This is a genomic window from Hyunsoonleella ulvae (genome assembly GCF_016827605.1).
In the GTDB taxonomy this organism is placed as follows: domain Bacteria; phylum Bacteroidota; class Bacteroidia; order Flavobacteriales; family Flavobacteriaceae; genus Jejuia; species Jejuia ulvae.
In genome coordinates, this window is the sequence record NZ_JAEPJQ010000002.1 from 397,561 (window position 1) to 410,268 (window position 12,708).

Sequence of the window (12,708 nt, forward strand, 5' to 3'; positions counted from 1 at the left end):
ATTAACTTTTGTTAAGTCACAATTGATTAGCGAATAAATTCAAAATAATTTAAAAGCACTTCATCATTAATATGCTTGGGTGTAAAAATTTCTAGAAGCTTTGGTATTTTGGACAAATTGTAAAAGGTTTTTAGCTCTTGAATCACTTCGTTTTTATTTGATGCTTTAGCATATTCAAAACCAAACATGTTGCATAAATATTCTGCGTTAAGCTTATGGTTGGTTTCAAAATACATATCAAAATTTTCAGTGTTTTTATGTCCTGGTAAAATTCTAAAAATACCACCACCCTCGTTATTTACAATTATTATCCTAAAATTATTGGGTATATGTGTGTTCCACAAGGCATTACTATCATAAAAGAAACTTAAATCGCCAGTAATAAAAGTGGTACGCTTTTCGCTTGCAACTGCACATCCTATAGCTGTTGATGTACTGCCATCTATACCACTTGTACCTCTATTACAATACACCTCTAGGGTTTTGTTTAAACTAAACAATTGTGAGTAACGTATGGCCGAACTGTTACTTATTTGTAAAATTGAGTGGTTTGGTATTGTTTTTAAAATGTGATTGAAAACCAAAAAATCACAAAACGGAATTTCATTTAAATACTGCTCATGCCGTTTTAATCGTTTTTGTTTCACCTTTCTCCAAATAGGGTTATAGTCACTCTTTTTGTAATGGTGTATAAGCGGTAAAAAGGATGTAAAAAATTCCTCTGGAGTTGCTTCTATGTGTTTAGACAGGCAGAAAAAAGTATCATTAGCACGCTTTTTGTCTATGTGCCAGTGTTGCTTAGGTTTATATTTTCTTAGTAATGCTTTAATTTTTTTTGAAACAATTAGCCCTCCAAAGGTTAGTAATATTTCTGGTTGTAATTGTTTTTGTGCTTCATCTGATAATGGTGCTATGATTTGATCGATACTAGGAAAAAAATCATTGTGGTGTAGGTTTGATGTTGTTTCTGTAAACACAATAACACTATCGTCCTTTACCAATTCATCAAGTAAAACCTTACTAACGGTATTTGGAGCATTAACCCCAACCAAAATCATCTTTTTAGATGCTGCTATCCAATCTTCGTAACATTCCTTTAAAAGAGAGGTTTCAATAGTGTTTTCGCTTTTTAAGTTTGAAATGGCTTTGGGAGTAACAGTTGGGGTGTTGATGGTCTCATATAAAGGTTCATCAAAAGGAATATTGATGTGTACTGGCCCAGATTTTACTTTAGCAAAATTAATGGCGTTATTTATTTCTTGTTCGTTATACTCCTGAATATCTTTTTGAAGTCCCAAAAAACGTTCTAGCTTATTTTCAAGACTTTTCATTATGGGTAACTCTTCGTTACCTGGTATGTTTTTCTCATCTTTTAAGTCCAACTTTAAAGCCGCTGAATATAAAATATGATTCTTATAAACATTTTTTTGATTAATGGTTTGTCCATCACCTATGCCAATAAGATGTTTAGGCCTGTCTGCCGATAAAACCACCAATGGTATATCGCTGTAGAATGCTTCTGCTACTGCGGGGTAATAGTTTAACAAAGCACTGCCCGATGTACATACTAAAGCTACTGGTGCTTTAATTTGTTGGGCAATACCCAATGCAAAAAAAGCAGCACATCGCTCATCTACAATACTATAGCAATTAAAAAAATCGTCATGGGTAAAACCAATAGTTAAAGGAGCACTACGGCTTCCTGGAGAGATAATTATGTGTTTTATATGCTTCGCCTTGCATAGTTGAATTACGGTTTGTGCAAGCGGAATTTTAGGTAATGTCATCAACTTCATAATCTATTTGCAAAATTACGAAATAGAGTTCTATTGTCCATATTGCTATTTGATTATATTTGTAGGAATAAAATTCCAAACAATTCGATATGTACCTTAAGGAAACCTTTAAAAACTTTACACTAGTTATTTTACTTTTCTTTTTTGTGAGCTGTTCTACTGAAGAAGTAGACAACAATACTTTAGCTTGTAACCCAGGTAATATAGATTTTCTTCAAGAAGGTAATTCATGGAGTTATCAAACTTTTGTCTTTGGTTTTGAAAGTGCAACAATTTCCCTAAATGTTAGAGGGTGCAATGGCAATGGTTTTTTAGTTGACAGAACAATTAGCGACCCTTCTACTAATGAAAACACAACTTCTACGGATCTATGGAGAGAAGGCGATGATTTCCTTTTAGTTGATGCAAACGGAAATACAAATGCTAAAATATACAAAAGGAATGCGCAAATGGGTGAGACATGGATGCACGACCAAGCTGATGGTGGAATTGCTACACATGAAGTTGTTTCATTAGATTCTACTATTACTGTTCCAGCTGGAACATTTAAATGTGTTGTTTACAAATACACAGCCACTGATATCGTAAATGATTCTTATGTCTTTTGGAATGATGAGGTGGGAAATGTAAAAGAGGACGCTGGATTTTTCGTGTTAGAATTAACGGATTACACAGTTAATTAATGGCACCTAATGTATTATAACACCTTTTTAACGACCTTAGATTTTGCTACAGTTTCCTCCCACTCACTCTCAGGGTTAGACGTCTCTGTAATACCACCACCAACATAAACTAAGGCTTTATTATCTTTTATTTGCATACAACGTAAGTTTACATAAAGCTGTGTACTTTTACGTTTTACTGTATAGGCTCTATTTTCTATGTTACGTCTTCCTGTTCTAGGCTTTACTTCTGTTTCAAGATTAAGCTCCCCTAAAAACCCTGTATAAAATTCGCGATCATAGTCTTCATGTTCTAATATAAAGGCTTTTGCTAGTGCTTTAGGCATACCACATACCGCTGGAGTTGGATGTAAATTATAAAGCAAACGTTTAAAGTTAATATCTGTTACACTTAAGACTCCTTTTATCAATGTCCGTAAATGTAATAAGTTACCTGCTTTTATGGTTTCTAAACTAGAAACTTGGATATTATTTACATCTTCTTGAATATTATCCAATATAAAATCTGTAACAAACTGTTGCTCTTGTAATTCTTTTTCTTGCCATACTACATCTAAATTACCATTGTAATTCTGTGTTCCCGCTAGGGACATTATAGAGAAGTTTCTGCCTTCAATTTTTAAAAGAGTTTCTGGTGTTGCTCCTAACCATAATCCAACTTTTGGATGAAACCAACAATACACAAAAGCGGATTGATATGACGCTAATAAGTTTTTAAAAATGGTTAATGGACTGTCTTTTTTAAAATCACATATTTCTCTTCTTGATAGCACAACTTTTTGAAACTTACCATTCTTAATAGCTCTTATACCCTGCTCTACTAAAGCTATATGAAAGTCTTTATGTGTAGAATGTGTCTGAGATAATAAGGTTGAATTCTGATCATTTTTATCAATATCTTTTTCTGATGCAGTAATTATTTCAGATTCAGATAAAGGTGTTAAAATACTATCTACAGAATTATCAAAAGGAGAAAACACAAAACCGCTCTCTTTAAAATGTTTTGTAATGTGTAATTCGTCACTCCTCTGTAAAATAGCTTTTATTCTATCTTTATTTGGTTTACGATAAACTACAAATGGAAGATTGCTTTTGTGGTGGTGCTCTAAGCGCTCAAAAATGTGTTCCAAGGTATTACTTTTTTCTTGGTAAAGAAATGGTGGTTAGCTTACAAAGTGAAATAAGATTATCATTACCATCGGTAACTTTTATTTCGAACAATTGGGTTGTTCTGCCTTTATGTATAAATTTTGCGGTGGCATAAACATATCCTTCCTTTACACTTTTAACATGATTGGCACTTATTTCTATACCTCTAACAAAATAATCCTTTAAATTTAATAGCATTTCTGCTGCAAAACTCCCTGTAGTTTCGGCCAAAGCAACAGTTGCTCCTCCATGTAATACTCCATCTGGCTGATATACTCTCTTATTTACTGGCATTCTGCCAACAACAAAATCGTTACCAAAATCTACCATTTCAATTTCCAACGTCTCCATCAATGTATTCTTGGTTATGTCATTAGCACGCTTTAGTATTTCTTCTTTTGAAATTTGCATGGAAGTATTTTATGTTTTATGAATTGTAAAAATACGAAATGCCTAGTACCTCAGAAAACACAAGAGCAAAATTGTCTTATTGGCTATACAATACTTTCCATTTAGTAGAATTTGGAGCAACTTCGGCATATTATATATCAGCAAGAATGGAAAAGTAATTCATCTTATTCCTTATTAGATTTGTAACATCAAAATGACTAAAACAAGTGAAACAAACTAACAAATATTTTTATCAGGAAAAGCTAAATAGTATTACAGAATATATTCACAATAATCTTGATAGCAAAATAGATATTAAAACTCTAGCTGAGCTTTCTTGTTTCTCACCCTTCCATTTTCATCGCATTACAAGAGCACTATTAGGAGAACCTATTGGTAAATACATCACAAGAACCAGACAGGAAACAGCCGCTAAACTACTACGCTATTCTAAATTAAAAATTGAAATTATCGCTTACAATGTTGGTTTTGATACGCCTTCATCCTTTACAAAAGCTTTTAAATCTCACTTTGGAATTTCTCCAAATGAATATAGAAAAGATAAATCATTCACAATCAAAACAACGAATATTATGCAAACAACACTTAACATTAAGACACCAAAAATTCAGAATATTGAGGATAAAACATGTCTTTATTTACGAATGCATGGCAATTACCAAACACTTGATTATACTGGTGCTTGGGCTAAACTTTGGGAACAAGTAAAAGCTCAAAAGTTATTTACCAAAGGTATACAACATTTTGGGTTACCTCATGACGATCCTAAAGTTACCGACGAAAATAAAATCAGGTATGACGCATGCTTAATTATCCATAAAAATGCAAAACCATATGGAGAAGTTGGAGTTAAAACCTTAAGCGGAGGAAAATTTGCTGTTTTTTTATACCAAGGTTCTTATAAATATTTTGCTGATGTTTATGATTATATTTTTAACGACTGGTTATTAAATAGCGAATATGAATTAAGAGACGAACCTGTTAGAGAGCGCTACATTAGCCACCCAGATAGGGTAACCGAAGAAAAGCTGAAAACTGAATTTTATTATACCTGTTAGATAAAAAAACCTTTCTGCTACTCAAATTTTAATTTATAAGCCATTACTCTATTATGGAAAAATGTTGGAACTAATAAAGTTTGAGTAGCAGGTATATAATCTATATCTGCAGCATAGATTTTTTCCTCCCTAGTGTCTAAAAGTTCTACAGCTCTAAAATCTTTGGCATAGATATAAAATAGCTGTCCACTCCATCCTGATGTAATAAAATCTCCATTTTCTAAACGTACTATGCCATCGGCTTGACCAATATCCTTTGTAAGGGTTTTAAAATTTAGATCTTTATTATTTACTAAACCAAAGACAGATGCTGCAAAATCCGCATAATAAACCCCTTCTTCTTGCCATAATAATCCATTAAGTCTATTACCTTCAGGGTTTGAAGTATAAACACTTAGATTACCATTTTGCAGCTTATGAATTTTATTGGAATTTGAGCCTGAAACATATACCACACCGTCTGGACTTACTGTTAAATCGTTTAATTGAGGATTGTTTTCAACTGTGAAAGTATTTGAAATCTTTCTGTTTTTAATATCAATTTCTACTAAGTTATGTATGTCATTAACGTATAATTTACCATTGTAAATCCCCATACCCTTTGGAGCACTGAGACCTTGTATCCAATTTAATTTTGTTATTTCTCCTTTAGTATTTATCGTGGAAATAAAACCATTATTATCCTCTTCCCATGGACCATTATTTATATTGGCAACATAAATAGTTTTTGAGACTTCATCATATAATACAGACTCACAAGTGGTTAACAACGTATCTGTTTGCCATAATAGCTGCAAAGAAGGTTTTGTTATTTTAGATTCAACATTACTATTAGTGGTACTCTCCTTTTTTTTGCCACAAGACAAAAAAAACACAAAAATGATGAGCGTAATTGATATTGTATTTTTAAGCATAGTTTAAACAGTTATGAGATTTAAATATAGACAAATAATAAGTTTTTATGCAACAAGTCAATAAAAACAGCACTTCATCTTAAAAATTTATTTGTAAGAAGTGATATTACTAAATTTCAATCATGAAAACATTAATCTTATTATTAGCCATTAGTTGCTTTTCGCTTTCTTATTCGCAAACTATTTCGGCAGATGACAAACTCCACTTTGGTGCTGGTGCCATTATCTCTGGAGGAACCTATGCGTTTATTTACACAGTAACTAAAGACAAAAAAAAGGCGTTTTGGTATAGTTTGGGAGCTTCCACATTAGCTGGCTTGGGAAAAGAAATATATGACAGTGGACAAAAGAATAATAAATTTGATACTGGTGAGTGGGTTGCTACTACTTTAGGTGGATTAACCGTAAGCACAACCATTAGTATCTTTCATGGAAAACAAAAAAAGAAACGTAAGCACGCTCTTGTTAATTAAACGCGCTCTATTCTGGCTCCAATAGCTCGAAGTCTTTCATCAATATTTTCGTAACCACGGTCTATCTGCTCAATATTTTGTATGGTTGATGTACCCTTGGCGGATAATGCTGCAATTAATAATGAAACACCTGCCCTGATGTCTGGGGAGGTCATTGTAGTAGCTTTTAATGTAGATTTAAAATCATGACCTATGACGGTAGCCCTATGCGGATCGCAAAGAATAATTTTTGCTCCCATATCTATAAGCTTATCCACAAAGAAAAGACGACTTTCAAACATTTTTTGGTGTATTAAAACACTACCTCTTGCTTGGGTAGCAACCACTAGAATAATACTCAACAAATCTGGAGTAAATCCTGGCCAAGGGGCATCTGATATGGTTAAAATAGAACCATCAATAAAACTTTGTATTTCGTAACCATCAGTATGTGCTGGAATGTGGATATCATCGCCTTGTTTTTCAACAGTAATACCTAATTTTCTAAATACATTAGGTATTACCCCTAAGTCATTCCAACTTACGTTCTTTATGGTAAGTTCACTTTTTGTCATAGCAGCTAGGCCTATCCAACTACCTATTTCAATCATATCAGGAAGCATTCTATGTTCAGTTCCTCCTAAGCTTTCAACTCCATCAATAATTAACATATTAGAACCTACACCAGAGATTTTGGCTCCCATCCTATTCAACATCTTGCACAATTGTTGTAAATAAGGTTCGCAAGCTGCATTGTAAATTGTGGTTTGTCCTTCAGCCAGAACAGCAGCCATCACGATATTTGCTGTACCTGTTACAGAAGCTTCTTCAAGGAGCATGTATGTACCTTTTAGCTTTTCGGCCTCTACACCATAAAACTGTTCTTCTCTACTGTAACCAAATTTTGCCCCTAGTTTTATTAAACCTTCAAAATGGGTATCTAAACGTCTACGTCCAATTTTATCACCTCCTGGTTTTGGAATATAGCCTTTACCAAAACGTGCTAATAGTGGTCCAACAATCATTATAGAACCCCGTAACCCACGACCATCAATTTTAAATTGATCGGATTCTAAATATTTTAAATCTAAATCATCAGCTTGAAAGGTATAACTACCTTTTGATAGCTTTTCAACCTTAACACCTAATTTTTTAAGTAAATTAATGAGCTTATTAACATCAATAATATCTGGAATGTTGTTAATGGTAACTTTTTCTGGAGTAAGCAAAACTGCACAAAGAATTTGTAATGCTTCGTTCTTTGCACCTTGAGGTTGTATGCTGCCTTTTAGCTTATGACCTCCTTCAATTTTAAATGTTCCCATAAATAAACTTAGTGACGTTTTCTAGAGCGGTTAGAGTTTTTCTTCTTTTTATTGTACTTCCCTTTAGAACGTAAAAGACTACTAGAATCTGATAAATCTTCATCAGAATTTCGTAAGTCTATCTTACCATTGGATAATTCATATAAATGATCATAAATTACCATGTCTTCAACCGTGTCTTTATTCCAGTTTAAAAAACACTTCTTCATGTGATTGGCTATAGTATAGACCAATGCTTCTTTAAGCTCTCCCTCTTCCCATGTATTAGCAACGTCTATCATGGTCTTTATATTGTTACCATAAAAACGATACTTTGGATGGTTTTGAGGATATTTTAAAGGATCTGGACGCTCTGACAGAACTTCTTTAGATGGTTTTGGGAATGGAGATTCTACATCCAATTCAAAATTAGACATGATGAATAATTGATCCCAAAGTTTATGTTGAAAATCTGGAACATCACGTAAATGTGGCTGTAAATTCCCCATTACAGATATTATAGCTTTTGCCAACTTCTCGCGTTCTTCTTTTGTCTCTCTCGTCTTAGCATGGTTAATCATCTTTTGCAGATGACGTCCGTATTCAGGAATAATTAAATGCTCTCTTTCAGTGTTATATTCTAAATTATCAATCAAAATTATGGTGTTAAATTTTCTAATGAAGTATGCGCAAAATACGAAAAAAATCTAAAGACTGATAACGCCTTCTACTTTTTCTGCAACCTCTTTGTATTTGGCAATTACCGCATCTGGATTTTTCATTCTAACATTAATGGAAACACTGGTATATTTTCCATTTTTAGAAGCCACGGTATTAATTACTGCCCCCATGTTATTAAACAAACTTTCTACCTTTTTTATTTTAGAAGTATTTGTCTTTACTATAAATTTATAGAGATACTCGCTAGGCCACAATGCCGTATCATGCAATTGTGCCTTTAGTTTTTTATAAAATTCTTCTTGATTCGAAGTCTCGCCCATATACTTTTTTGAGCTGCAAATATAAGCTTTCCTTTCCATTTTTTTAATAGAAGTTTAATTCCGATTTTTACAAACAAAATCTAAGCATATTGGGTGTAAAACGAATTGTAATTACAGGAGGACCTGGAACAGGAAAATCTACGATAATTAATGCGCTAATTAAGCAGGGTTATACTTGCATGGAAGAAATTTCTAGACAAATAACATTAGATGCTCAAAAAGAAGGTATAGAACAGTTGTTTTTAACCAATCCACTATTGTTTAGCGAGTTACTATTAAAGGGACGTATAGATCAATTTAAAAGTTCTGAAAAAACCGAAAACCCCACGGTTTTTTTTGACAGGGGCATTCCTGATGTTTTAGCTTATATGGACTACATAGGAGATATCTATCCAGATGATTTCGTAACACACGCTAAAGATTACACTTATGATGAGGTTTTCATTTTAAAACCTTGGAAAGCGATTTACAAGAGTGATAATGAGCGTTATGAAAACTTTGCCCAAGCCCAAAAAATCCACAGTTGTCTTCTAGCAACTTATACAAAGTTTAATTACAAACCAATTGATGTACCGTTTGGAACAGTTGCAGAACGTACCAATTTTATCTTAAACACACTTAACTTAAATTGAGTTTACACCCCATTAACATATTAGAACGTTATTGGAAGTTTACCTCATTTCGTGGTAACCAAGAAGCCATCATAAATGCTGTTTTAGAGGGTAATGATGTTTTTGCGTTAATGCCTACCGGAGGTGGAAAATCTATATGTTTTCAAATACCCGCTTTAATAAAAGAGGGTATCTGCATAGTAGTGTCGCCATTAATCGCACTAATGAAAAACCAAGTACAGCAGTTAAACGAAAAAGGTATAAAAGCACTCTGTATTACCAGTGGGATTTCTAAAAGTGAGCTAGACACACTTTTAGACAATTGCATTTACGGCAATTATAAATTTTTATACCTATCGCCTGAGCGTTTACAGCAAGAATTGGTACAAGATCGTATTCGGCAAATGCAGGTAAACTTAATAGCTGTAGACGAGGCACATTGCATCTCGCAATGGGGAAATGATTTTAGACCCTCTTACGCCAACCTTCTGGAATTGAGAAAAATTAAACCTTCGGTTAATATTATAGCCCTAACTGCTACAGCAAAACAAAATGTTGTTGATGATATTACCCATCAATTAGATTTTATAAAACCTAAAATATTTAAGCAGTCTTTTTTTAGATCCAACTTGAGGTATATCGTGTTACATGAAGAAGATAAATATTATCGTTTAGAAACCATTTTAAAAAAGCACAGGCAATCTTCCATTGTGTATGTTAGAAATAGGAAAGCTACAATAGATGTTAGTCATCTTTTAAATTCCAAACATATAAGTACTACCTATTACCATGGTGGTTTAAATCCAACCGAAAAAGAAACTAACATGAATGGTTGGATGAACAATAACATACAGGTTATGGTAGCTACAAATGCATTTGGTATGGGTATAGATAAGCCAGATGTAAAAACCGTAATACATTTAAATTTACCTGAGAGTATTGAAAGTTATTTTCAAGAGGCGGGTCGTGCTGGAAGAGATGGCGCTATGGCATTTGCCGTTGTTTTAAAAAATAAAAATGATGAAGTGCTGGTTAAAAATCAGTTTCTAAAAATATTACCATCGGTAGATTTCATTAAACATGTTTACAGAAAACTAAGCAGTTACTTTCAAATATCGTATGGAGAGGGGTCATACCAAACTTTTGATTTTGATTTTAATAGTTTTTGTAAAGCATATAATTTTAACAGTACGTTGTGCTACAATGCACTTTTAACCTTAGACCGAAATAGTATTATAGCTTTATCAAAATATTTCAAGAATAAGGTTTTAATCAAATTTACAGCGACTAATGATTCTATATACGAATATTTAGAAACACATCCTCAGTTTAATATAGCTGTGAAGTCCATCTTAAGGTCTTATGGTGGTATTTTTGATCATGATACAAACATTAATCCTTCTAAAATAGCAGATAAAGCTTCAGTATCAGAACATGAACTTATTCAAATTTTAAAGCAGCTAGCTAAAGATGAGATCATCACACTGCAACATTCCAAAACCGATGCTCAAATCACTTTTATAGAACCACGGGAAGACGATAAAACCATCAACAGGATTGCTACTACTATCAAGCAGCAAAACACACTAAAAGCACAACAAGTTACATCTGTAATTAATTATATTAACACTAATGATGTTTGCAGGAGCATGCAGCTATTACATTATTTTGGAGAAAAAGATGCCAAACCCTGTGGCGTTTGCTCTGTGTGTACGAAAAACAAAAAAAAACCAATTACCAAAGATTTAAAACATCAAATTATAACACTTCTGGAATCTGGCGAGAAATCATCAAGAGAGATAACCAAAATTTTAGAATGTGATGATGCAGAGACCAAAGCTATGCTAAAATTATTACTGGAGCATCAAATAATAAATATTACAAAAACTAATACATATAAGTTAAGGCATTTATGAGAGATTTAAGAATAGTGTTTATGGGCACGCCAGATTTTGCTGTAACTACATTAAAAACACTAGTAGAACACAAGTACAATATTGTTGGTGTAATTACCGCACCAGATAAACCAGCTGGTCGTGGCAGGAAACTTAACCAAAGCGCCGTAAAAAAATATGCTGAAACTGCTGGACTGCACCTTTTACAACCCAAAAACCTAAAAGACGAAACGTTTATTACTGCATTAAGGGACTTAAAAGCCAACCTACAAATTGTTGTAGCTTTTAGAATGCTACCCAAGGTAGTATGGCAAATGCCAGCGTACGGTACATTTAACCTACATGCGTCCCTATTACCAAATTACAGAGGTGCTGCCCCAATTAATTGGGCCATTATAAATGGAGAAACTACTACAGGGGTTTCTACCTTTTTTATAGATGAAAAAATAGATACTGGGGAAATGATTTTACAGCAAGAAACTACCATTGAAAGCAATGAAGATGCTGGGAGCTTACATGACAAGTTAATGCACATTGGTAGCGAGTTGGTTTTAAAGACCATAAAACTTATTGAGACAAACAAGGTTAAAACCATACCACAAATTGATAGTAAAGATATTAAAACCGCTTACAAGTTAAACAAAGACAATTGTAAGATTGATTGGAACGACAATATTGAAACCATTCATAATAAGATTAGAGGACTTAGTCCCTACCCCGCAGCTTGGTGCGAATTGGTTAACAATGAAAATGTCTTGGATATTAAGATTTACGAAGCTGAAAAGGAGCTCTGTTTGCATGAAAACGAAATAGGAAGTATCATTACCACTAAAAAAAGTATGAAAGTATCAGTAAACGGTGGTTATATACATATCTTAAAAATTAAACTGCCGGGTAAAAAACTCATGGATACAACATCATTACTAAATGGATATAAATTTGAAAACAACGCAAAAATGCGCTAAACCCTTATTATTACTCATTTTGTAAAAACATCGATAAAATGCAGTTCCTTTATTAACAAATGCAATAAGTTATCAACAAAACCTTGTATTTCCCTTGCTATTACTTGCATGGAAGCATAATCCGTATAAATTTGTAGAGGATTTAACGAAAAAAGTTTAACCAATTTATTAATAATTAAAATTTACATTATGAACAAAACAGATTTAATCGATGCAATGGCAGAACACGCAGGAATCACTAAAGCAGCTGCTAAGAAAGCTTTAGAATGTGCACTTATTGAAATAGAAGGTGCTTTACAAAAAGGAAACAGAGTTTCTTTAGTTGGTTTTGGTTCTTGGTCAGTTTCTAAGAGATCTGCAAGAGAAGGAAGAAACCCTCAAACTGGTGCGACTATCAAAATTAAAGCTAAAAACGTTGTTAAGTTTAAAGCTGGATCTGATTTATCAAGCGCTGTAAACTAAGTTTTAG

14 protein-coding genes are annotated in these 12,708 nt (G+C 33.2%); 7 read left to right on the forward strand and 7 right to left on the reverse strand.

Annotated elements, in window-relative coordinates:
- Positions 1-26: 26 nt before the first annotated feature.
- Positions 27-1,787, reverse strand: coding sequence for a 2-succinyl-5-enolpyruvyl-6-hydroxy-3-cyclohexene-1-carboxylate synthase (menD, locus tag JS605_RS07380; RefSeq protein ID WP_203257056.1), 1,761 nt, complete (start codon positions 1,785-1,787; stop codon positions 27-29).
- Between the two features lie 98 nt (positions 1,788-1,885).
- Here menD and JS605_RS07385 point away from each other — a divergent pair, with 98 nt between their 5' ends.
- On the forward strand, positions 1,886-2,479 hold the full coding sequence (locus JS605_RS07385; protein WP_203257057.1) for a hypothetical protein: 594 nt from the start codon (positions 1,886-1,888) through the stop codon (positions 2,477-2,479).
- Positions 2,480-2,493: 14 nt separating this feature from the next.
- Here JS605_RS07385 and JS605_RS07390 read toward each other — a convergent pair whose 3' ends face one another.
- Both JS605_RS07390 and JS605_RS07395 read right to left on the reverse strand, forming a co-directional pair.
- Complete coding sequence (locus JS605_RS07390) at positions 2,494-3,609, reverse strand: chorismate-binding protein (RefSeq protein ID WP_203257058.1); 1,116 nt, start codon at positions 3,607-3,609, stop codon at positions 2,494-2,496.
- Between the two features lie 4 nt (positions 3,610-3,613).
- Positions 3,614-4,039, reverse strand: coding sequence for a PaaI family thioesterase (locus JS605_RS07395; RefSeq protein ID WP_203257059.1), 426 nt, complete (start codon positions 4,037-4,039; stop codon positions 3,614-3,616).
- Between the two features lie 206 nt (positions 4,040-4,245).
- Between JS605_RS07395 and JS605_RS17670 the strand changes: the two genes are divergently transcribed.
- Positions 4,246-5,097 carry an AraC family transcriptional regulator gene (locus JS605_RS17670; protein WP_203257060.1) on the forward strand — a complete coding sequence of 284 codons (852 nt, stop codon included), beginning with the start codon at positions 4,246-4,248 and terminating at the stop codon, positions 5,095-5,097.
- A gap of 17 nt (positions 5,098-5,114) precedes the next feature.
- Here JS605_RS17670 and JS605_RS07405 read toward each other — a convergent pair whose 3' ends face one another.
- Positions 5,115-6,011 (reverse strand): NHL repeat-containing protein, encoded by an 897-nt coding sequence (locus JS605_RS07405; RefSeq protein WP_203257061.1) that lies wholly within the window; start codon positions 6,009-6,011, stop codon positions 5,115-5,117.
- Between the two features lie 122 nt (positions 6,012-6,133).
- Here JS605_RS07405 and JS605_RS07410 point away from each other — a divergent pair, with 122 nt between their 5' ends.
- Positions 6,134-6,484 (forward strand): hypothetical protein, encoded by a 351-nt coding sequence (locus tag JS605_RS07410; protein ID WP_203257062.1) that lies wholly within the window; start codon positions 6,134-6,136, stop codon positions 6,482-6,484.
- Here the strand turns inward: JS605_RS07410 and murA are convergent.
- The 3 genes from murA to JS605_RS07425 are packed head-to-tail and all read right to left on the reverse strand — an operon-like array spanning position 6,481 to position 8,768.
- On the reverse strand, positions 6,481-7,788 hold the full coding sequence (gene murA, locus JS605_RS07415) for a UDP-N-acetylglucosamine 1-carboxyvinyltransferase (protein WP_203257063.1): 1,308 nt from the start codon (positions 7,786-7,788) through the stop codon (positions 6,481-6,483). The genes JS605_RS07410 and murA overlap by 4 nt on opposite strands.
- Positions 7,789-7,796: 8 nt before the next feature.
- Complete coding sequence (locus JS605_RS07420; protein WP_203257064.1) at positions 7,797-8,423, reverse strand: DUF4290 domain-containing protein; 627 nt, start codon at positions 8,421-8,423, stop codon at positions 7,797-7,799.
- A gap of 51 nt (positions 8,424-8,474) precedes the next feature.
- Positions 8,475-8,768, reverse strand: coding sequence for a DUF493 family protein (locus tag JS605_RS07425; protein ID WP_203257391.1), 294 nt, complete (start codon positions 8,766-8,768; stop codon positions 8,475-8,477).
- Positions 8,769-8,857: 89 nt separating this feature from the next.
- Here JS605_RS07425 and JS605_RS07430 point away from each other — a divergent pair, with 89 nt between their 5' ends.
- The 4 genes from JS605_RS07430 (at position 8,858) to JS605_RS07445 (ending at position 12,701) form a co-directional block, all read left to right on the forward strand.
- The gene (locus JS605_RS07430; protein ID WP_203257065.1) at positions 8,858-9,400 is read left to right on the forward strand and encodes an AAA family ATPase; all 543 of its coding nucleotides are present in this window, start codon (positions 8,858-8,860) and stop codon (positions 9,398-9,400) included.
- Positions 9,397-11,295 (forward strand): RecQ family ATP-dependent DNA helicase, encoded by a 1,899-nt coding sequence (locus JS605_RS07435; RefSeq protein WP_203257066.1) that lies wholly within the window; start codon positions 9,397-9,399, stop codon positions 11,293-11,295. Before JS605_RS07430 ends, JS605_RS07435 begins: the two co-directional genes overlap by 4 nt.
- The gene (fmt, locus tag JS605_RS07440) at positions 11,292-12,239 is read left to right on the forward strand and encodes a methionyl-tRNA formyltransferase (protein ID WP_203257067.1); all 948 of its coding nucleotides are present in this window, start codon (positions 11,292-11,294) and stop codon (positions 12,237-12,239) included. The genes JS605_RS07435 and fmt overlap by 4 nt, the downstream gene beginning before the upstream one ends.
- Before the next feature lie 189 nt (positions 12,240-12,428).
- Positions 12,429-12,701: an HU family DNA-binding protein gene (locus JS605_RS07445; RefSeq protein WP_130935332.1), complete on the forward strand. Its 273-nt coding sequence runs from the start codon at positions 12,429-12,431 to the stop codon at positions 12,699-12,701.
- Positions 12,702-12,708 lie beyond the last annotated feature (7 nt).